This window comes from Micromonospora trifolii (genome assembly GCF_050516465.1).
Taxonomy (GTDB): Bacteria; Actinomycetota; Actinomycetes; order Mycobacteriales; family Micromonosporaceae; genus Micromonospora; species Micromonospora trifolii.
Genome location: NZ_CP191526.1, coordinates 6,686,335 through 6,707,143, shown reverse-complemented (window position 1 = coordinate 6,707,143; position 20,809 = coordinate 6,686,335). Strand labels below are relative to the sequence as shown.

Below are 20,809 nucleotides of genomic sequence, written 5' to 3'. Positions count from 1 at the left end.
AAGGGTGGGTCCGCTGTCGACCCCCGTCCGACTTCAGGAGGAACGCGATGACGGAGAGCTGGACCGACGAACGCAGCGCCGCCCCACCCAATCCGCGCCGATGGCTGATCCTGGCCGTCATTCTGGCCGGGGCATTCATGATTCTGCTGGCCACGACGATCGTCAATGTGGCGGTCGCGCCGATCCAGCGCGACCTCCGGTCGACCTACACGGCCATGGAGTGGGTCATCGCCGGCTACGCGCTCGGCTACGGCCTCCTGCTCATCCCCGCCGGCCGGATCGGCGACCGCCTCGGCCACCGCAAGCTGTTCCTCATCGGCGTCGCGGGGTTCACGCTCGCGTCGGCGGCCTCGGCGCTCGCGGCCACACCCGGTCAGCTGATCGCGTTCCAGGTGGTCCAGGGCATGATGGCCGGCATCCTCAACCCGCCGGTGCTGGCGCTCATCCAGACCACGTTTCCGGCGAAGGAGACCGGCAAGGCGTACGGGATCTACGGCGCAATCGGCGGCATCGCGACCGCCAGCGGCCCACTCCTCGGCGGCCTGCTGATCGCGTGGGACCTCAACGGCTGGGACTGGCGACCGGTGTTCCTGCTCAACGTGCCGATCGGCCTGGCCACGTTCGTCGCCGCGCTGATCCTGGTGCCCGAGTCGCGAGGCCGCCGCGGTGGGCTCGACGTGATCGGCATGCTGCTCGTCTCGGCGGCCGTCCTGCTGCTGGCCGTCCCCCTGGTCGAGGGCCAGCGCCTGGGTTGGCCGGCATGGACGTTCGTCTCGATGGCGGCGGCGCTGCCCGCGCTGGCCGTCTTCGCGGTGTGGGAGTTGCGCCGCGCCCGGCGCGCCCAGGTCCCGCTGGTGAGCATGCGCCTCTTCGCGCACCGCTCGTTCTCCGCCGGCGTCGGCATCAGCCTCTGCTACTTCGCGGGCTTCATCGGCCTGCTCTTCGCGCTCTCGCTGCACCTTCAGATCGGTCTGGAGAAGTCGGCCCTGACGACGGGCCTGATCCTGCTGCCCTTCTCGTTCGGCACACTGGTCGGCGCGGCCATCTCCGACAACGTCGCCCGGGCACTCGGCCGCGGCGTCCTGATGCTCGGCGCGGGCATCGTGATCGTCGGCATGGTGGGCATCATCGCCACGATCCACTGGTGGGGCTCCGGCCTGGAGCTACTGCCGGCCCTGCTCTTCGCCGGCTTCGGCTCGGGCCTGGTGATCGCGCCGAGCGTCGAGATCGTGCTGGCCGGAGTGCCCTGGCAGGACGCGGGCGCGGCCAGCGGCGTGCTCGGCACCGCCCAGCGTCTCGGCCAGGCGATCGGCGTCGCGGTGGCCGGCGTGGTCCTCTTCGGAACGCTCGGCTCCTACTCGGGGACGGCCGCCGAGAAGGCGAGCCCGGAGCTTCAGGCATCGCTCGTGGCGGCGGGCCTGCCGTCGGCGGAGGCGAGCGCGGCGACGACCACCTTCGCCGACTGTTTCATCCGCCAGTCGCGCGCGTCGGATCCGACGGCCACGCCGCCAGGCTGTGCGGACTCGGCGCCCGGTGCGGTCGGCTCGGCCTTCGACAGCGCGGCCACGTCGGCGCTGGAGACCAACTTCAACCGCGCGGTCCAGTGGACCGTCGGCGCCGTCCTGATTGGGGTGATCCTCACGTTCCTTCTCGTCTACCTGCTGCCCCGCCGGCCCGAAGAGCCCTGGGCCGAGGCGAGCAAGCCCGATTGGAACGTGACCACCCAGCCCGAGCCCGCTCAGTGACAAGCCGCCAGCCCCGATCCCGGAAATGCCACCGGGGCCGGGGCTGGCAGCGTCACGAGGTGGTCATCGATGTCGGTTGGTTGGCCATCAGCTTGGGCAACTGGTCGAGCAGCTCGTCGTGCCAGGCGAGCTCGGTACGGAGTCGGAGCTCGGTATGACGGAAGGTCGTCCACTCCAGACCACGGATGTGCGGCGCCGCCAGCTCTCGGAGCGCGAGCCACGAGTCGAGCTGCGCGGCGAGGGCCTTCCGGCGCGCCACGATGATCGCTCGCAGCTCGTCTTCCCCGAGGTCGATCACGTTCTGCAAGGCCAGGTCGACCGGGTCGTGACGGAGCTTGGTGTCGCGCAGCGCCTCGTCGCGGTGGTCGATCAGCTCCGCAGCGCCGGCCGAGGTGAGCGCGTAGATCGTGCGGGCGGGCCGGTTGCCCTCCTGCTCGGTCCGGACCGCCTCGATGACCCCCTCGACCTGCATCCGGTGCAGCGCGCCGTAGAGCGACCCCGGCTTGACGTCGCTCCACAGCTCGGTACGGTCGACCTGGGCCGCCCGGCGGATCTGGTGCCCATGCATGGGGCCCCCGCGCGCGAGCGCTCCGAGTACGAACAGGCGAGTGCTATTCACGGCATTAGTCCAACACGAGTGCCCGTTTGCGGGCAAGTTACCCAGAGCAATCCTTGAGCGGCCCGCTATCCGTGAAACGACGGGTCGACGCAGAGCCTCGGCAGAACGATCAGCGAAGCCGCGATGGCCCTGTTGACCGCGTCGATCCGGGAAACCGCGCCGAGTTTGGCGAAGATGTTGCGCAGGTGGCGCTTGACCGTCGCCTCCGACAGGCAGAGCCGACCGGCGATCTGGGCGTTGCTCATCGCCTGACCGACCAACTGCAGGACCTCACGCTCACGGTCCGACAGCGTGCTGTGCACCGGTCCTTGCACCTGGGTCAGGCTCTCCCGCGAGACCGCCAGCATCACCGGCGCGTCATCGGCGCGGGCGCCGCGGATTGCCGCCACCAACTCCTGGCGGGTCGAGTTCTTCAGCAGGTAGCCGCAGATGCCAAGGGTCAACAACTCACGCAACAGCGTCGGGCCGTCGAACATGCTGAGGATGATGACCCGGCTCGCCGGCGCGACGTCACGGATCCGGCGGACCGTCGTGGTCACCCGGTCGCCCGGGATCTGCACGTCGAGCAGCACGATGTCGGGCTGGCGGATTCGGATCTCGTTGATCGCGGCAGAGCTGTCGCCGGCCTCGCCGACGACCACGAGGTCGCGCTGGGCGTCGAGGATCTCCCGGAGGCCGTCGCGCACCACGACGTGGTCGTCGACCAGCACGATGCGGGTCGGCTCGATCATAGTGACGGTCACCGGCCGGCCCCCGCCCCGACGGCGAGCAGCGGCACGACGAGCTCGACCGAAGCGCCCTGCTGGCCCGCCGCGCGCACCGCGAGGCGACCGCCGACGACGGCCGCGCGCTCAGCCATCGCGCGCAGGCCGGAGCCGTCGCGCACCGTCGCGAGGTCGAAGCCCACCCCGTCGTCGGCGACGGTCGCCCGCAACTCGTGCGGCGTGATGTCGATGACCGCGTGGATCACCCGAGCGCCGGCGTGGGCGACCGCGTTGCGCAGCGCTTCGCGGACGACCAGGAACACCTCGTCGAGCACCTCGGGCGGCACCCACGACTCGTCGCCGTTGATCTCGGTGTGCAGACGTGTCTCGCCCGTCTCGACCGTCGACAGGAAGTTGGCCAGCGCCTCGTCGAGTGACCCGAGCGGCTGAGAGAGCCGGAGGTCGGCGATGAGCACACGCAGATAGCCGACCGCGTCGTGGAGCGACTCCCGGGCGATGACCACCCGCCGGTCGACGTCGTCGTGGCGTCGTTCCTGGGCGAGTTCGTGGGCCTCCAGGTTGCGGTACGCCGCGCTGAGGCTGTGGCCCAGCCGATCGTGCAGCTCACGCGCGATCAGCGAACGCTCGGCGATCTGCGCCTGGTGGACCTCGTTCATCAGGCCGGCGGCATAGCGCGAACTCGCGTCGACCAGCCGGGTCAGTGTGGTACGGGTGAGCGCGTCGGCGACCAGCGCCAGGATCGCGCCCTGGTCGGGCTGGCCAGCCAACTGCTCCAGCGCGTCGGCCAACACGATGTCGGCCAGCACGACGACAGCACGGAAGCACTCGCGTGGGTGAAGCTCGACGCCCTCGGTGGACGCCGCCGGCGGCGGCGGTGTCGAAAGTGGATCGTTTGTCTCGCGACGAATCTCGGCCATCGTCTCCCGGAGCAGGGCGTCGGCCTGCGCCGGGTAGCTGTCGATCAGGTCAGCGGCCCCGGCGAAGTCGTCACTCGCAGCGGCAAGACGCTGACGGTAGGCGGCAAGAATCGGTTGATGCCTGCGTTCGAGAACCTCGGCAGCGGTCCTCCGCAGCGCATCGTTTCCAACAACCATTGCGGATCCCCCGGTGTGTGCCCTATTGCTCCCCAGGTGCGGGCACGAACCGGCTCTCCCCAGCGCCGGCTGCCCGCTGTGTCGCCGACTCCCCCCGTCGTGGGCGACAAAGCACTCAGATCGGATCGGCCTTCTACGAGTTGTCACGGCCGACTACTCGCACGAGTCTACGGTCTCACCGCGCGCCGTTGGAAGCATCGAAGCTTAGCTTTTGGTAGTCACACCAAAACTTAAGGTGAAATCCATATTTGGCCGCGACCAGTTTTCGACGGCGCGTCGAGGGACCTCCCTGACAGTTCACCCGAGACCTCGACCACCAGGAGTGGAGCGACCAATGGTGAGCAGACGCAACGTCATGAAGGCCGGTGCCACCGCGGGAGCAGCCGCGCTGGTCACGGCCACCGCGGCGGCAGCGGCCCGCGGTTCCACCCCGTCCGCGACGCCGGCCCACGGCACCCACACCGGCCACGGGAAGACGGCACACGTCGCGGCCGTCACCGCCCCGTTCGCTGTCCGGATGCCGATACCGCCCGTGCAGCAGCCCATCGCCTCGGTAGCCAACACCGACTTCTACGTCGTTTCCACCCGTAAGGCTCAAGCGGAGATCCTGCCCGGAACGCGTACCGACGTGTTGACCTATGACGGGCACTTTCCCGGCCCTACGTTCCGGGTCAAGACGGGCCGGCTCGCGGTCATCGCGCACAGCAACCACCTCGACATGCCGACCGCGGTGCACGTGCACGGAGGCCACACACCGTCGAGCAGCGACGGGTTCCCGACCGACGTGCTCGACCCGGGCAAGAGCCGGATCTACAGCTATCCCAACAAGCAGCGGGCGGCCACGCTCTGGTATCACGACCACGCCCATCACATGGAGGCCGAGCACGTGTTCCGCGGGCTCGCCGGCTTCTTCCTGATCGACGACCCAGCCCAGGCCGAACTCCGGTTGCCGTCCGGCAACTACGACGTCCCGATCATGTTGCGCGACGCGCGGTTCGCCGACGACGCGAGCCTGATCTTCGAACACGACGACTTCCAGTTCCGCAACACGATCCTCGTCAACGGAAAGCCGCAGCCCTACTTCCAGGTGGCCGCCCGCAAGTACCGACTGCGCTTCGTCAACGCGTCCAACCTCCGCACGTTCACCCTGCGGCTCGGCAACGACGCCGAGGTCGCCCAGATCGCGAGTGACGGCGGGCTGCTCGCCGGGCCGACGCCGATCCGCTCGTGGAGCCTGACGCCCGGCGAGCGGATCGAGATCGTCGTCGACTTCGGCGCGTTCCCGGTCGGCAGCCAGGTCTTCCTCGACGACGCCGTGGCCGGGCCGGTGCTGCGCTTCGACGTCAACCGAGCCGCCGCCGACACCAGCCGCGTGCCCGACCGGCTGAGCACCATCCCGGCGCTGCCAGCGGCCACGAAGGAACGCGCGTTCACGCTCAACTTCAACCCGTCGACCGGGCAGTTCCTCATCAACGGGCAGCAGTTCGACGCCGATCGGGTCGACACCGAGATCAAGCGCAACACCACCGAGGTGTGGACGGTGACCAACGGCGACACGCTCTTCGGCATCCCGCACAACTTCCACCCCCACCTTGTCCAGTTCCGGGTGCTGGCCCGCAACGGCCAGCCGCCGGCGCCGGGCGAGGCCGGGGTGAAGGACACCATCTCGGTGGGGCCGGGCGAGACGGTCCGACTCCAGGCGACGTTCGGGCCGTACCTTGGCCGGTATGTCTACCATTGCCACATGATCGACCATTCCGCGAGTGGGATGATGGCACAGATGAAGATCGTTCCCTGACCTCTGAGAAAGGTTTCTTGTGCCCTCGGCAGAGAAGACTGTGCAGATCGGACGGACTCCTGAGGTCGTCTTCGCCTTTCTCGCCCGTGGCGAGAACGACGCGCGCTGGCGCCCCAACGTGCTCGACGTCGCGCGCGTCTCCGGCGAGGGGGTCGGCGCTCGCTACAAACAGGGACTCAAGGGCCCCGGTGGGAGCCGCATCCCGGCCGACTACGAGGTGACCGGGTTCGAGCCGGGCCGGCGTCTGGCCTTCCAGGCCACCGGCAGCGTGGTACGCACCCAGGGCGAATACACACTCACGCCGGCCGGTGGCGGCGGGACTCAGCTCACGCTGAAGCTGGCGTGGCAGCCGAGCGGGCTGTCGCGCTTCCTCGGCCCGGTCGTCGGCAAGACGTTCGAGGAGGAGATCGCTGCCCTCGACGCCCTTCGCGACCTGCTGGAGCGCGAAGCCTGAGCGCAGCGTGAGCCGGTAGCGCCGGCGGCAACCGCCGCCAGCGGACGTCACCCGCGGGCCCGGAGCCAGTTGGCTCCGGGCCCTCACCCTGCCCGGGTCAAGGGCTGGTGCAGGTGACGTTGCCGGGTGCGGTGGCACCGTTGCCGGTGGCGGTGAACCCGAACGTCGTCGACGCGTTCGGGCCAACCGTGCCGTTGTAGGTGGCGTTCCTGACGGTGACGCTGCCGGTGGTGCCCGTGTTGGTGCCGCTCCAGAGGCTGCTGATGGCCTGACCACTGGCCAGGGTCAGGCCCACCGTCCAGCCGTTCAGGGGCGCTGTGGAGTTGTTGGCCACTGTCACCTCGGCCTGGAAGCCGCCGGGCCAGGTGTTGAGCGTCCGGTAGGTGGCGGCGCAGGTGCCCGGCTCCCCGGTCGGCGGCGGGGTGGTCGGCGGATCCGTGGGCGGCGGGTCGGTCGGCGGCGGGGTCGTCGGAGGCGTTGTCGACTCGAACTGGCTGAAGAACCGCCAGATCTCACCCGAGGTCCAGGTCCGCGAGTCGTTCGGGCTGCCCGACCCGTCCACCGGGCTGGGGGTGTGGTCCCCGTCGAACGCCGCCCACTGCACGGGGTAGCCGGCTCGGCAGCCCGCGTAGGCGGTGGTGATGTGGGTGAGGCTGCCCCGGCTCGGCTCGCGCGGGCTCTGCGCGGTACAGCCGTTGTTCCGCACGAACGTGTCGCGCAGCTGCCGGCCCTGGGAGATGTTCAGCACGCTGTCGTAGATGCCGTGGATGCCGAAGTAGGCGACGGGCTGGGTGCCCCCGTTGCATCCGCTGAGGTTGGCGCCGGATATGACGGTGACCGCGCGGATGATCGTGGGCCGGGCGCAGGCCACCGCGTAGCTCATCGCCCCGCCGTAGCTCCAGCCCAGGGCGAAGCGCTGGGTGGTGTCCACGCAGAGGTCGTTCTCGATCTGCCGGGAGATGTCGTCGAAGAGGGTCAGGTCCCGACCGTTGGTGTTGGCCCAGCCGGCGTTGAGACCCTGCGGAGCGACGAAGATGGTGCTGTTGTTCGACAGCGGCTGGAGACCGTAGTAACCGGCCGATGTGACGTTGTTGGCCGAGCCGTTCAACCAGTGGAAGCCGAAGATCAGTCGGTAGGGGTGGTTCCGGTCGTACCCGTCCGGGATCCGCAGGTTGTACGTACGACTCTGTCCGCTGCTCTGAATCGTCCGCGTCCCGCTGGCGAGGGTGGGGGCCTTGCCGCAGCCGGCGGTCGCCGCGAGGGTGCCGTTGGTGGCGGCCACCGCCGTCGCACCGAAGCCGCCGCTCAACACGCCGCCGGTGGTGGCCGCGAGGAGAAGCGCCGCGGCCGCGATGGATGGGAGGAAGAACCTACGTCTCAGCATTGCTTGGGCTCCTTGCCGTTCGGCGACCAACCATGGTCGCCTGGCGTCGACGGGCGCCCGGACTGGTCACCGAACGGGAAGGCGGCGGGAGGGGCGGGCCCCTCGGCGCGTCTTCGCCGGCTGGCTCGGGTGACCGGGAGCGTGCCCTTCACTCCCGGATGAAAGATAGCATGTTATCGATAACATGTTGATCGAGATCGACCGTCCGGCGGGGCGATCGTGCGCCGAATCAGCGACGCCCCGCAGGCGCTCATCGGCCTGCGGGGCGTCACTCGACAGCTGCTGAAAGGCGTGGGCCGATCAGTCCGACTTCACCACAACGAAGTACCAGACCTCGTCGGTGGTGCTGCCGTCGGCCTTACGGCCCTTGACGACCAGGTAGGTGCCGGTTGCCTCGGTCGGCGTCCAGGTGATCGACGCGCGGCCCTCGGCGTTGGCCTCGACAGTCCCGGGGACGCCGCCGATGGTGTACTCGAACGACGTGATTCCGGCCGTTCCGCCGCTGAAGTCGAACCGGCCCTCGAGGCCCACTCCGCCGCCGGGGGTGCTCTGCGGATACTCCTCGGAGAAGACGTACGGCGCGGTGCCGACCTGGAACGGGTATTCGGTGGTCGGCGAGAGCCGGCCGTCCTCGGTACGGCCCTGCACTGTGAGCATGTTGAGCCCGTTCCGATCCGGCACGACAGTGACCAGGGTGTTCCAGCTGTCCCCGATGGGCACTGTCAGTTCCGGGCCGTCGTTGAGCCGGTAGCGGTACTCCACCACCTCGGGAGTCCATGAGGTGCTGAAGCTGAAGTCGCCGGGCACACCGATGCCACCCCTCGGGCTCCACTCGGAGAACTCGCTCCACACCGAGACCCGCGTGTCGCGGACCGGGACCGTCATCGCGCGCTCCGGCGACGTCGTTCCGTCCTGAGCGACACCGGTGACCCTGGCCGAGAACCAGCCACCTCCGGACTGCGGTGTGAACGAGACGGTCGCCGTGCCATCCGGCCGCGCCGCGACGGTCTGATACTCGCTGAAGTCCAGCGAGTAGCGGAACTCCTTGGTGTCCGGCAGCACCGAGCGGAACGTCAGCGCCATCGGCTGACCTTCCGCACCGCCGTTCGCCGGGTCAGTGGTGACCACCGGCGCCTCGAACGGTTGCCAGGTGAAGGTCTTCTCCGGCGACCGGGTGCCATCGGCCAGCAGCGCCTGGACGATCAGCGTGTTGTCACCGATGTGCGTCGGCGTCACGGTGAACTCCGTGCTGCTTGCGCGGCCGTCGATCGTGACCTCCGGGCCGCCGTCGAACCGGTAGGCGAACCCGGTCACGTCCGGCAGCCGGCTGCTGACGTAGAACTCCACCGGCAGGCCGACGCCGTCGATCCGGTCCAGATGTTGGAGCGTCTGCGAGTACAGGTGCGGCACCGGGTCGATGACGTTGAACTGGTGGTACGTCTCCATCGACTTCTCGCCGTCCGCCCGTACCGACCGCACGACCATGTCGTGCCAGCCTGCGGTCGCCGTCCACGATACGACCGCGGTCTTGTCCGCGGCCGCCTGGACGGTCTGCGCGACGCCGTCCAGAACGTACTCGTAGGCGACGACGTCACTGTTGCGGGGCGTGAACGTGAACGATCCGGTCTTGCCGGCGATCTGGTCGGTGTCGAAGTTGAACTCGGCCGACTCCACCCCGGGAGCGTCGGTGACATAGACCCGCAGGGTGTCGTGACCGATGAGCTTGCTCTTCACGTAGCTGCTGACGACAACCTCGACCTCGCCGGTCGCGGTGAACGTCAGCTGACCGGTGGCTCCGCCGTCGACGGCCGGCACCCGGGTCTCCGGCCCACCCTTGATCTGATAGCCGAAAGCGGTCGTCTCGGGCTTCCGCGCGGTGAGGGTGAGCGTGCTCGGAAGCCCGACCCCGCCCAGTTCGATCTGCGCGCTCGGTGCGGTGTCGGCGATGTTGAAGCGGTAGCGCTTCTCCGGCCCCTGGTTGCCCACCGCGTCGACCGAGCGGATGGTCAGCTCCTCGAACCGGTCCCGCTTCGGGGTGTATTCGAGGACCGCCGTGCCGCCCGGCTGCCGCGCCTTGACCTGTCCGCTGTAACCGCTCGAGTCACGCCACACGAACCCAACCACGTCGAGGTCGCCCTCCGCGTCGAGGCGGAACTTCCCCTTGAGGCCGGTGCCCCCGCCGGGCGTGGTGCCCTCGGGGTAGAGCTTCGAGGCGACGGCCGGCGGGTTCGCCGGTGCCGTCTTGTCCATGACGAGGTAGCAGATCTTGCTCCACGGGCCGGCGTCGTAGTAGTCACGGGCTTGTGCCTGCCAGGCAAGAAGCTCGCCGTCGGCGTACTGACTGAGGTCCGTTCCGTAGTTGTAGCTGGAGAACTCGCGGCGCTGGTCCGGGTGGTCGACCGGCCAGATCGCGTAGAGGATCGACGGTGAGTCGCCCTCGTCGGGATCGTTAACGGTGGCCTTGAACAGGGTCGAGGCCGCCGCCGGCGAAGGCTTGTCGACGGTGCCGCACGGCCGGGTCGGGCTCTCGAGGCGCGGTTCGGTCACCGTTGGCGGGTGGTTGGACGTGGAGCTCAGCGTCGGCTGCTGGAAGGTTCGGCCGGCCCGCGGGTCCGCCTCCTGGGCTGCCGTGATCCGGTATTCGATGGTGATCGACTTCTCGTGCCGGCCGAGCGCGGCGTTGAGCGTCGACACCATGTCGATGCCCAGGTAGCCGGGGCAGTAGTACGCACCTTCCCCGCGGTTGACGGAGATCAGCTTGTCGAGCTCGGCGGGCGGGTTGTTCCAGGTCGTGCCGGTCTTGACCGGGGCGGTCCGCCACAACTCGATCGTCGCGGCGGTGGAGCAGTCGGTAACGGTGTCCTCGTACGTGTACAGGTACGAGTTGTGCACCACAGTGCCCTTGAGCTGGGTCAGGTCGTAGGTGAAGTAGGAGCGGTAGGTGTGCGCCTTGTTCGCGTCGTCGAGCAGGGTGCCGACGGGCGGCGCGACCGCGGGGTTGACGAACTTCGTCTTGGGGCTCTGCGAATCGAGATAGGCCCAGCTCGACAGAGGTAGATTGACCGAGGTGGCGGCGAGGGCCGGCTGACTGGTGGCCAGAACGACGGCAGCAACACCCACCACGGATGCCAGCATCGCTGATCCGATGCGCTTCATTTGGACGGTTACCTCCACTTTACGGCGCCTTGATCGACTCCGTTTCGCGTTATAGTAACGACGAGCGACATCGATTATTCGCCGGGCAATCCAATGTGGAGTTAATCGGCGATCCGTGCGCTTTTGCCACTCGAATCAGCCCGCAGCTCCCGTTCCGCCCACTCGGTAGCAATCCCGCTCGGATTGCCGTTACGAAAAAGTGGAGGCTCGTGCAGCAGGAAGTCGCGGTGGCTGATGTTCCAGGCGTACGCGCCGGCCATGGCGAAGGCCAGCACGTCGCCCACGCCGATCGGCCCCGCGGTGGCGGACCGGGACAGCACGTCCTTCGGGGTGCAGAGTTGCCCGACCACGGTGACCGGCCCGCCGTCGGTGCGCGGGCCGTCGGCACCTTGTCGCGGGTGCACTGTGAACGGCTGCGCGTGCCCCTTCGCCGCCGGAGTCCGCAGGTGGTGCGTCCCGCCGGCCACCACCACGAACCACTCGCCGTAGGAACGCTTCACGTCGATGACCTCGGTGAGGTACGCCCCGCAGTGGGCGGTGACCGACCGGCCCGGCTCGATGCGCAGCCGCACGCCCGGGTGCCGGTCGAGGACGTCCGCCAGGGCCTGGCCGTAGCCCTCCCAGTCGAATCGCGCGTCCGGGTCGGTGTAGTCGACGGTCATGCCGCCGCCGACGTCGACCTCGGCCGCGTCGACCTCGGCCGCCGCCCAGCCGACCACGGCGGCGGCGACCGTCGCGGCGAGCGGTGCGTCCAACCCGCTGGCCAGGTGAGCGTGGACTCCTCGTACGTCGATGCCGGCGGGCGGGCGGCGGGCGCACACGACCGCGTCGGCCGGGTCCATGCCGAACGGGCTGGGCCCACCGCCCATGACCAGGCTCGCGCCCGGCGCGTCGACCGGCAGGTTCACCCGCAGCAGCACCTGGGCCGACCGGCCGGCGGCGGTGGCCAGCGCGCCGAGTCGCGCCAGCTCGGCGGGCGACTCGACGTGGATGCGGTGCACCCCGGCGGCGAGAGCGGCGGCGAGGTCCGCGTCGGTCTTGCCCGGCCCGGCGTACGCGGCCGGCGCCCGTCCCGGTAGCACCTCGGCCAGCCTCCGCAGCTCACCCCGGCTCGCGGCCTCGAACCCGTCGACGATCGGGGCGAGGGTTCGCAGCACACCGGGATCCGGGTTGGCCTTCACCGCGTAGAGCAGCTCGACCGGCCGGGGCAGCGCCGCCCGGATGGCCCTGGCCTGCCCGGCCAGCGCGTCGAGGTCGTGGACGTAGATCGGTCGGGTCATCGTGGCCCACCCATCGGGTTCGGCACCGGCACGAACGGTGCGGCCCGGTCGGCGTCACGCCGCCACCGGACCAGCAGGTTCGCCTTGGCCAACAGCGGCTCCCCGGTCAGCAGCGCGCGCAGCTCCGCCGGCTCACCGAGGTCGGCGGCCACCGCCTCGACGACAGCGCGCAGCTCCTGCCACAGCCGCCGTTCGATTCCCGGCCGCGCGTCAGCGAGGGCCCCGCTGACCCCACCGAGGTGGTTGACGAACAGGCAGTAGACGATCCGGCGGTGGGCGGCCCGGGGACCGTAGCGGACCTGCGCCGGAACGCCGTCCGGCCAGGTGCCCCACCGATCGGCGTCCAGCTTCACCCCCTCCAGGTCGCGCAGCAGCATGCGTACCGGGCGGCGATCCCGGTCGAGCACGACGACCACGTTCTGCAGGTGCGCCTCGTGCACGACGCCGTGGCTGAGCCAGCTGCGCAGCACCGCCGGCACCAGCAGGCCGACGTACGCGCGCCACCAGGCCACCGGATCCGGCGTCACCAGCGGCGTTGCGGCCAGCGCCGCCGCCAGCACCGGGGTGTCGCCGGGACGCAGGTGCGGGCGCAGACCGCCACGCAGGATCGTTCCGTACGCCTCGTCCGGGCCGGGGACGTCGACAGTGCGGTAGGCGGGCTCGGCGAGCAGCCCCACCCCGTCCGGCAGCGGCACCCGGGCCAGCAGGTCGGTCAGCGCCACCGCGCCGGTGAGCTCGTAGCGGGCGTTCTTGCGCAGGCAGTTGGTGATCCGCACGTGCAGGCTGGTCTTCACGAACAGGTCGGCCACGGGGGCGTAGAGGGTACGGACGCTCGCCGTGGGTCGTACCGGCACACCGGCCGCCCCCAGGTCGCGCAGCCGTGGGTGGGTGGGCGGGATCAGCGACAGCTGCCAGGGGTGCACCGGCAGGACGCGGTGCCCGCGCGGGGGCCGTGGTGGGTCTAGGGCGGCCACCAGCGGATCGAACGGCCCCGCCTCGGCGGTCAGGTCGTCCGGTACGGCCAGCCAGTGCAGCCGGAACGCGGTGCGCAGCTCCGGCGCGTACGCCCGCCAGCTGTCCGGATCACCGCTGCGCCACTTCGGGGTGGGGTGGTGCGGGTGGCCGAAGACCAGCGACTGCTCGGAGTCGACGTACGCGTCGATGGCGGGCTCACCGGTGGGGGTCGGATCCTCGGCCGGTCGGTCGGCCAGCAGCCGGGCCACGGTGTCCCGGCTGGCCCGGACCTGCTCGGCGAACTCGTCGTTGGCCAGGCCGGTACGGGTGGTGAGCTCCGCCGCGACCAGGGCGGCCAACCCGTCCGCGTCCAGGTCTTCCCACCGTCCTCCGCCGGAGCTGCGTTGGACCGGGCCGGTGTAGCGGTGCGCGCCGAGCGGCGAGGTTCGCGCGACCTCGCACCGCACGGTGACGTCGAGGTGCCGCAGCAGCAGCCGGACGGCGCTGTCGACCACGGTCGGGGTGCCGTCCGGCGGGGCCAGCTCGCGCAGCAGGCAGCCGAAGACGGCGTGGGCGGCGGCCAGGTCGGCGCGCTGACCGGTGTCGGTGGCCGGCCGGGAGCGCAACTGCGCGCTCGTCATCGTGTCTCCCGGAGGTAGTTCGGGCCGGTACGCAGGTAGTACTTGTTGATGTCGGCGCAGCCGAGCCGCTGTTTGGGCAGCAGGGTCCCGGCGGTGAGCATCGCCTTGATGGGCAACTGGGTGGCGTGCAGGACCCGCTCGGTGAAGGTCCGCGCCGCCGGTCCGTCGCCCCACCGGTCGCGGGCGGCGCCGAGCCGGGGCACCAGCGCCTCGGCGGGTGACGGCACGGGCAGCCCTCTGGCGGCCAGGGCGACCAGGGGCGCGGCCGCGGCCAGGTGCAGGGTGATGGTGATGAACACGTCGGCCAACTCGTGCGGGTCGCGCGCCCACATCCGGTCGTCGTGCAGGGCGAGCCCGTTCGGGCCGCCGTGCCGCGGGTCGAGCCGGGCGCCGTCGTTGTCCTTGTAGAGCAGGCCGACCGTGCCGTCCGGGTGCACCAGCAGGTGGATGTTCTGCGGGTGCGCCTCCAGGGCGATCCCGTGGCGTAGCCAGAGGAGGACGTGCCAGTCGAGCAGCAGGTCCAGGTAGGACTCGAGCAGCGCTACGGGCCGCTGCGGGCTGATCCGTTCGAGGACCGTGCCCGCCACCGGGTCGGCGGCGGCGAGGGCCGCGACCGGCACCACCTGGACGCCGGCCAGGTCGCGCGGAAATCGGCGCAGCAGGAAACCGCGCCGCTCGTCGCCGTCGACGTGCGCCCAGGTGCTCTCGTCCGCGTGCCGGATCCGACCGGCGAAGCTGGGTTCGGCGGTGGCGATCCGGTCGAGCAGTGCGGCGACGGCCGCGCCGTCGGCGAGCGAGCCCGGTTGCAGCGTGCGCCGGTTGCGCGCGCCGAGACTCGCGGTCGGCAGCGGCAGTTTGAGATGCAGGTACGGGTCGTGGTCGAGCGCCACCGTCCGCATGGAGAGGGTGGGGCGCACCGGAGTCACCGGCAGGTCGACCACTGGAAGCGCGTCGCGGGCCACTGTGATCGGATGCGCCGGCAGCAGCAGCTGATCCGGTCGCGGCGCGCGCGGCCACCACGACGGCAGCTCGCCCGCGAGCCGGACGTCCTCGGCCGGGGCGGCGTACCAGCGCAGCGCGAAACGTGGGGCGTGCTCCGGGGCGTACCGGAGCAGTTCGTCGTCGCGAAGACCGTGCCGGCACCGGTCGGTGGGGTAGACGGGGTGGCCGTGGTGGGCGGCGAGCACGTCGTCCAGGAGCGCCGCCGGCAGGCCGGTCGGGGTGTGCACGCGTTCGGCGGCCACCTCGGTGAGCACCCGTGCCCGGTCGCGGGCGGCGAGCCGTCGGGCCCGCAGGTCGGCGTGGCACTCGACGCCGAAGTCCCGCCAGCCGGCCTCGGCCTCGGCGTTGTCGCGTGGGGCGAGCAGCGTCAACAGCCCGTCCAGCGTCTCCGTGCGCTTTGCTTCGCCGGCGTGGGTCATTAGCAGCACCATCGGCGCGGCGCTGCGCAGGGCCTGCTGAAACCCGTCGGCGCGGACCGGAAGGCGCAGCAGGCCAGCGGGGTGTGGCACCTGCCACCAGTCGGGCCCGTCCGGTCGGCCGGCGCTGCGCAGCCCGAGGTGGTCCTCGCGCAGCAGGGCGTCGAGCACCCGGGCGAAGACCTCCCGCTCGCAGTCGTCGCTCACTCGACGATGGTCCACTGGAGGTCGCTGCGGAGGGCGGCCAGCGACTGCCGGACGGTGCCCTCGTCGGGGCCGATTCCGTGCAGCACGGCGAGGTAGTCGCGGTTCGTGCCGGTGTGCTCGGCGGTGCGGCCCACCTCGCGCAGCGGACGGCAGCCCAGCCGGACGTCGCCGTGGACGGTGTCGAGTGGGCCCGGTGCGGCGACGAGACGGCCGGACCGGTCCGCGCAGACGTACTCGACCCGGGCGTAGCGGTCGACAGTGTCGGGCAGGCCGAGGGCGGTCAGCGGCTCGCCGAGGTGCAGCCGGATGACGTACTCGAACAACGGCACGCCGAGCAGTTCGGCGAGGATCAGGTCCATCCGGTCGCCGATGAGGCGGTAGTTCACCTCGATCAGCCGGACCCGGCCGTCGGAGACGACGTACTCGGTGTGGCAGGCGCCGAAGCCGACCCCGAGCGCGTCGAGCCGTGCCCGCAGCTGGGTGCGCGCCGGCTCGGCCGGGGGCGACCAGGCGAGGCTCTCCTCGGTGAAGGTCGGCGGCGGGCCGAGGCCGGTGCGCCACCCGCCGAGGGAGGCCAGCTCGGTGCCGTCGCCGAGGGTCTCGAAGGTCCGCAGCTCGCCGTCGAGGTACTCCTCGACCACCAGGGCCACGTCCGGCCGCCGGCCACGGATCTCGGCGACCCGGGCGACCAGCTCGGCGTGGTCGGCCACCAGGTACGCGTCCTCACTGGCCACCCCCTCGCGGGGTTTGACGACCGCCGGGAACATCCCGGTCGGCACCTCCGGCGCGGCGCCGGGGTCGACGGTGACGGCGCGTACCAGATCGAGGCCCGCAGCGGCGATCGCCCGGCGGGCCGCGGCCTTGTCCTTGCAGAGACGGGCGGCGTCCGGGTCCTTGCCGGGCAGGCCGAGCTTTCGGGCGGCGATCGCGGTGGCCTCCTGGAGATGGTCGCTGTTGGACAGTAGCGCCACCGGTCGGGTGGGTGCCGCCGCCGCGACCACAGCGGCCGGGTCGCGGACCGTGCAGCGCGCCACCCGCACGTCCGCCGGCCATTCGGCGGGCCGGTCGGTCAGCACGGTCGCCGACAGCCCGAGCGCCGCCGCCGCCGGGAGGAACCCGTCCAGGACGGCGTCGGTGGGGTTGAGCGCGGTCAGGTAGAGCCGCATACCGCCTCCGTCGACTACCACGATGTCACTATTAGGGTAGCCTACCCTTATTAGGCGGATTTGGTGCGGTCTGCCCGGTGTAGCAAACCGGCGGCCACGAGGCCACCGATCAACACCGCAGCCGCGCCCACCAGCTGCCCCGTCTCCAGCGCCGAGGCGAAGGCGACCGTCACGGCCTCCCGTTCCGCCCCTTCACCGGCGGCGGCGAGAGCCGCGGGAAACGACCCGGCGCCGGCCAGAGCCGCCGGCAGCAGCGCCGCGAACCGGGCGTTCAGCACGGCACCCAACACCGCGATGCCGAGGCTGCTGCCCACCTCGGTCATGGTGCCGTCGACCCCCGCGCCCGCGCCGGCTTTCGCCGCCGGGATCGCGCTCATCACCGCCTCGACGATGGCCGGATTGGCCAGCGCGCAACCGACACCCATGACGAGCAGCCCGACCAGCAACACCCCGTACCCGTCGGACGGAAATAGGGTGATCAGCGCAAGACCAGCCGCGAGCAGCGTCATGCCAACGGCGATGGCGACCGCCAGGCCGAGCCGACGGATCACGCTCGCGACGACGCCGCTGACGTTGAGCAGCACGATGGACAGCGCGAACGGCGCCATCCGCAGACCGGCCTCCCAGGCGGGATAACCCCGGACGAACTGGAGGTGCTGGGTGAGCAGGAACAGCGCGCCGGTGGCACCGAACGTGATCAGCACGACGCCGGAGATCGCACCGACGAAGCGCCGGTCCCGGAAGAAGCGCATGTCCAGCATCGGGTGCGCGATCCGTAGCTCCCACCGCACGAAGATCCCGAGCAGGAGTACGCCGACAATCGCCGCGCCCATCACCTCGGTCGACGCCCACCCGCGCTCCGGCCCGGAGATGATCGCCCAGACGACCGCGGTCAGGCCGGCGGTGGAGAGCACGGCGCCGAGCACGTCGAGTCGGCCGCCGGCCGGCCCGCGGGACTCGGGGACCAGCGCGCGACCGACGAGCAGGCAGACCAGCACGATCGGCACGTTCATCAGGAAGATCGCGCCCCACGGCAGATGCGCGAGGATCGTGCCGCCGATCGGCGGCCCGATGGCGAAGCCCAACGCGCTGGTGGCGGCCCAGATGCCGATCGCCCGGGACCTCTCGGCGGCGTCGAAGACCTGCATCGCCACCGCGAGCGTCGCGGTGACCAGCAACGCGCCACCGATGCCCATCCCGGCCCGCGCGGCGATCAACTGCCCACTGGTGCTGGCCAGACCGGCGGCCAGCGAGCCGACCCCGAAAAGGACCAGCCCGGCGAGCAGCATCCGACGGCGGCCGTACCGGTCGGCGGCGCTACCGGCGGTGAGCAGCAACCCGGACAGCACCAACGCGTACGCGTTGATCATCCACTGCGCCTCGGCGGTGCTGGCACCCAACTCGGTGGTGAGCACCGGCACCGCCACGGTCAGCACGGTGTTGTCCAACACCACGACCAGTTGCGCGACGCACAGCACGGCCAGGATGAGCCATCGCTGTGGCAGTCGTGCCGATGTCGCGGTGTCGGTGGCCGGCTGGACGGTGGTCACGCCACCGCCTTGACGCCGTCCACTGCGGGCTGCTCGGTGGGCTGCTCGGCCGTCGGGTCGACGGCGGAGCCGGGCCGGTGCGGGAATCGCCGCTGATGGGCGAGGCCGAGGGCGACCCCGGCGGCCACCAGCACGATGGCCGCGACCGCTACCGCCGGATAGCCGACCCGGTCGGCGGCCGCGAGACCGATGGACGCCGCCACGAACGAGCAGACCAGACCGAACGACGACAGCACGGTGAAGTCGGTGCCACCGGTGTCGGGCCGGGAGTAGTCCATGTTGACCGTGTAGAGCACGACGTTGGCGATGGTGTAGGCCACCATGAAGCAGCAGAGCGCGGCGACCGTCCCGGCCAGCGGCGCACGGCCGTTCATCAACGGCAGCAGCAGCAACGTCGACACAGTGAGCGCCACGCCCCCGACCACGAGCACGCCACCGCGCCCGAACCGCCCGATCCCGAGCCCCGCGACCAGACCCGCCACGATGGCCGGGGCGCTGATCACCACGCCGGTGACGACGCCGATCCGACCCAACGACCAACCGGCGTCGACCAGAGCCGGGGTGACCAGGGCGTACGCCATGCCCGCGCCGACGTAGACCAGCGGCACCACACCGAAGGTCCACCACCGGCAGCCCGGCTGGCCGAACACCGACAGCAACGCCCGGTAGGCCGCGCCGACCCGTTCCACCCGATCGGTACGGGGAGGCTCCCGGAACCGCCACACCACCAGCAGGCCGACCGCCGTCATCGCGGCCAGCAGGCCGATCGCCGGCGCCCAGCCGAACTGGTCGTAGACCAGGACGCAGGCTCCGCCGCCGAGCAGGTTGCCGAGGTAGCTCGCGGCGACCTGGATGCCGTTGCCGGTCCCCCGTGCCGAGTCGGCGAGCATCCGGACCGCGACGGCGTCCACGGCGATGTCCTGGGTGGCCGAGAAGAACACGTACGCGGCGCAGATCGCGATGATCGGGCCGAGCGCGTCGGCCGGGCTGGCGAACGGGAGCAGCGCCAGCAGGGTGAGCACCAGGGCGGTCTGGAGCACGAGCAGCCAGGAGCGGTAGTGGCCGCGGTGCCGTGAGCCGTACCGGTCGAGGATCGGCGCCCAGAGGAACTTGATCGGCCAGATCAGGCCGACGATCTGCAACAGCGCCAGCGTGTCCAGCGAGGTGCCGCCGTCGCGCAGGATGGCGGTGAGCCCGACGGTGATGAAGCCGACGCCGAGGTACTGGGTGACGTACAGCGCGGTCAGGGTGCCGAGCCGGCCCTTCATGCCGCTTTCCAGTAGCCGAGAGAGGTCAACCTGTCCTTGTCGACGCCCAGCGTCTTGCGGAGGTGTCGGGTGATGCCGCGGGTGGTGGCCGCCTCGCAGGCCACCCAGTAGTGGCCCGCGCCGGTGGTCGGCAGGGCGGCGCAGACCGTGTCGACGAGATGCTGACCCGCGTCGCGCCGTGGCACCCAGGTGACGTCGTGGTGCGCCCGGGCCCGCAGCGCGAGCGCCTTCTCACCCTCGTGGGCGTACTCCAGCCAGACCGTCGCCGGGATGTCGGCACCGGCGTCGAGCAGGCTGTTCACCGCGGGCAGGGAGGCCGCGTCGCCGACCAGGTAGAGGTGCTCGGGCGTGGGGTCGGGAAGCTCGAAGGCGCTGCCCTGCACTGTCGCGCTGATGGTGTCGCCGACCTTGGCCGTGGTGGCCCAGCGGGCCGCACAGCCGTCGTGGATGGCGAATTCGAGGGTGAATCGGCCGGTGGTCGGGTCGGGGTCCACCAACGTGTACGCGCGCTGGTGGGCCCGGCCGTCGTTGTCGAACCACAGCCGGATCCACATCGTGGGGTGCACCCCACACGTCTCCAGCAGGCCGCCCCCGTCCAGGAGAAGCCGCTGGTAGTGCCCGTCGATTGACTCGGTGCTCAGGACGGTCAACCGAAAGTCCCGACCTCCCATGGCCTTGAGGACCAGGGCCTCCCAGTTCCGTTTCACGCACCCCTCCAGGTAAGGTCATCCTTGGTTAGGGGAGGTTAACCTAAGTTGCGCCCCGGATGGAACAGAGGACAGCGCCCGATGACGTACCAGGAGAAGATCGCCGGTCTCGGCGAGCTGTCGTTGGTGACCGTGGACCCCGACCGGGACGCCGCACTCCTGCACGGTTGGGTGACCCTGCCCCGCAACTCCTTCTGGGGCATGGGTTCGCACACCCTCGAAGAGGTCCGCGAGATCTACGCCTTTGTGGACAGTCTGCCCACGCACCACGCGTACCTGATCAAGGTTGACGGGGAGCCGGTCGGCCTCTTCCAGAGCTATCAGCCCGAGGCGGACCCGGTCGGCGAGCGCTACCCCGTCCAGCCCGGCGACGTCGGGATGCACCTGCTGCTCAGCCCCGACCGGCGCCTCGCCCGCAGCCTCACCAACGCGGTCGGCCCGGCCGTCGCCCGCTTCCTGTTCCGCGACCCGGCCGCGCAGCGGATCGTGGTCGAGCCGGACGTCCGCAACCACCTCGCCCTACGCCGACTGGAGATCGAGGGCTTCACCTTCGACTCCGAGATCGACATGCCGGACAAGCGGGCCCAGCTCGCGTTCCTGACCCGCGCCCGGTTCACGGCGAGACACCCGACGCCAGCCTGAC

Annotated in this window: 16 protein-coding genes; 4 read left to right on the top strand and 12 right to left on the bottom strand. The window is 70.8% G+C overall.

Going from position 1 to position 20,809, the window contains the following annotated elements:
- The first annotated feature begins 47 nt into the window (after window positions 1-47).
- The gene (locus ACQRWP_RS31250) at window positions 48-1,745 is read left to right on the top strand and encodes an MFS transporter (protein ID WP_430499798.1); all 1,698 of its coding nucleotides are present in this window, start codon (window positions 48-50) and stop codon (window positions 1,743-1,745) included.
- 52 nt (window positions 1,746-1,797) lie between these two features.
- Here the strand turns inward: ACQRWP_RS31250 and ACQRWP_RS31245 are convergent, their stop codons facing one another.
- The 3 genes from ACQRWP_RS31245 to ACQRWP_RS31235 form a co-directional block, all read right to left on the bottom strand.
- A complete protein-coding gene (locus tag ACQRWP_RS31245) occupies window positions 1,798-2,364 on the bottom strand; it encodes a PadR family transcriptional regulator (RefSeq protein WP_430499797.1) in 567 nt (188 codons plus the stop codon).
- Between the two features lie 65 nt (window positions 2,365-2,429).
- Window positions 2,430-3,107 (bottom strand): response regulator, encoded by a 678-nt coding sequence (locus tag ACQRWP_RS31240; protein ID WP_430499796.1) that lies wholly within the window; start codon window positions 3,105-3,107, stop codon window positions 2,430-2,432.
- Entirely contained in the window at window positions 3,104-4,183 is a 1,080-nt protein-coding gene (locus ACQRWP_RS31235; protein WP_430499795.1) for a sensor histidine kinase, read from the bottom strand. Before ACQRWP_RS31235 ends, ACQRWP_RS31240 begins: the two co-directional genes overlap by 4 nt.
- 334 nt (window positions 4,184-4,517) lie before the next feature.
- Here ACQRWP_RS31235 and ACQRWP_RS31230 point away from each other — a divergent pair, with 334 nt between their 5' ends.
- Window positions 4,518-5,981 (top strand): multicopper oxidase family protein, encoded by a 1,464-nt coding sequence (locus ACQRWP_RS31230; RefSeq protein WP_430499794.1) that lies wholly within the window; start codon window positions 4,518-4,520, stop codon window positions 5,979-5,981.
- 19 nt (window positions 5,982-6,000) lie between these two features.
- Window positions 6,001-6,435, top strand: a complete 435-nt coding sequence (locus ACQRWP_RS31225) for an SRPBCC family protein (RefSeq protein WP_430499793.1) — start codon at window positions 6,001-6,003, stop codon at window positions 6,433-6,435.
- A gap of 97 nt (window positions 6,436-6,532) precedes the next feature.
- Here ACQRWP_RS31225 and ACQRWP_RS31220 read toward each other — a convergent pair whose 3' ends face one another.
- The 9 genes from ACQRWP_RS31220 to ACQRWP_RS31180 all read right to left on the bottom strand — a co-directional run bounded on the left by ACQRWP_RS31220 (window position 6,533) and on the right by ACQRWP_RS31180 (window position 20,166).
- Window positions 6,533-7,819, bottom strand: coding sequence for a cellulose binding domain-containing protein (locus tag ACQRWP_RS31220; RefSeq protein ID WP_430499792.1), 1,287 nt, complete (start codon window positions 7,817-7,819; stop codon window positions 6,533-6,535).
- A gap of 300 nt (window positions 7,820-8,119) precedes the next feature.
- Window positions 8,120-10,954: a hypothetical protein gene (locus ACQRWP_RS31215; protein ID WP_430499791.1), complete on the bottom strand. Its 2,835-nt coding sequence runs from the start codon at window positions 10,952-10,954 to the stop codon at window positions 8,120-8,122.
- 122 nt (window positions 10,955-11,076) lie between these two features.
- Entirely contained in the window at window positions 11,077-12,255 is a 1,179-nt protein-coding gene (locus ACQRWP_RS31210) for an alanine racemase (RefSeq protein WP_430499790.1), read from the bottom strand.
- Window positions 12,252-13,850, bottom strand: coding sequence for an IucA/IucC family protein (locus ACQRWP_RS31205; RefSeq protein ID WP_430499789.1), 1,599 nt, complete (start codon window positions 13,848-13,850; stop codon window positions 12,252-12,254). Before ACQRWP_RS31205 ends, ACQRWP_RS31210 begins: the two co-directional genes overlap by 4 nt.
- Window positions 13,847-15,475, bottom strand: coding sequence for an IucA/IucC family protein (locus ACQRWP_RS31200; protein ID WP_430499788.1), 1,629 nt, complete (start codon window positions 15,473-15,475; stop codon window positions 13,847-13,849). Before ACQRWP_RS31200 ends, ACQRWP_RS31205 begins: the two co-directional genes overlap by 4 nt.
- Complete coding sequence (locus ACQRWP_RS31195) at window positions 15,472-16,641, bottom strand: ATP-grasp domain-containing protein (RefSeq protein ID WP_430503346.1); 1,170 nt, start codon at window positions 16,639-16,641, stop codon at window positions 15,472-15,474. The genes ACQRWP_RS31200 and ACQRWP_RS31195 overlap by 4 nt, the downstream gene beginning before the upstream one ends.
- Before the next feature lie 50 nt (window positions 16,642-16,691).
- Window positions 16,692-18,191 (bottom strand): MFS transporter, encoded by a 1,500-nt coding sequence (locus tag ACQRWP_RS31190; protein ID WP_430499787.1) that lies wholly within the window; start codon window positions 18,189-18,191, stop codon window positions 16,692-16,694.
- Window positions 18,188-19,459 carry an MFS transporter gene (locus ACQRWP_RS31185; RefSeq protein ID WP_430499786.1) on the bottom strand — a complete coding sequence of 424 codons (1,272 nt, stop codon included), beginning with the start codon at window positions 19,457-19,459 and terminating at the stop codon, window positions 18,188-18,190. Before ACQRWP_RS31185 ends, ACQRWP_RS31190 begins: the two co-directional genes overlap by 4 nt.
- Window positions 19,456-20,166 (bottom strand): siderophore-interacting protein, encoded by a 711-nt coding sequence (locus tag ACQRWP_RS31180; RefSeq protein ID WP_430499785.1) that lies wholly within the window; start codon window positions 20,164-20,166, stop codon window positions 19,456-19,458. The genes ACQRWP_RS31185 and ACQRWP_RS31180 overlap by 4 nt, the downstream gene beginning before the upstream one ends.
- An 81-nt stretch (window positions 20,167-20,247) precedes the next feature.
- Here ACQRWP_RS31180 and ACQRWP_RS31175 point away from each other — a divergent pair, with 81 nt between their 5' ends.
- Window positions 20,248-20,808, top strand: a complete 561-nt coding sequence (locus ACQRWP_RS31175; protein ID WP_430499784.1) for a GNAT family N-acetyltransferase — start codon at window positions 20,248-20,250, stop codon at window positions 20,806-20,808.
- Window position 20,809: the final 1 nt, after the last annotated feature.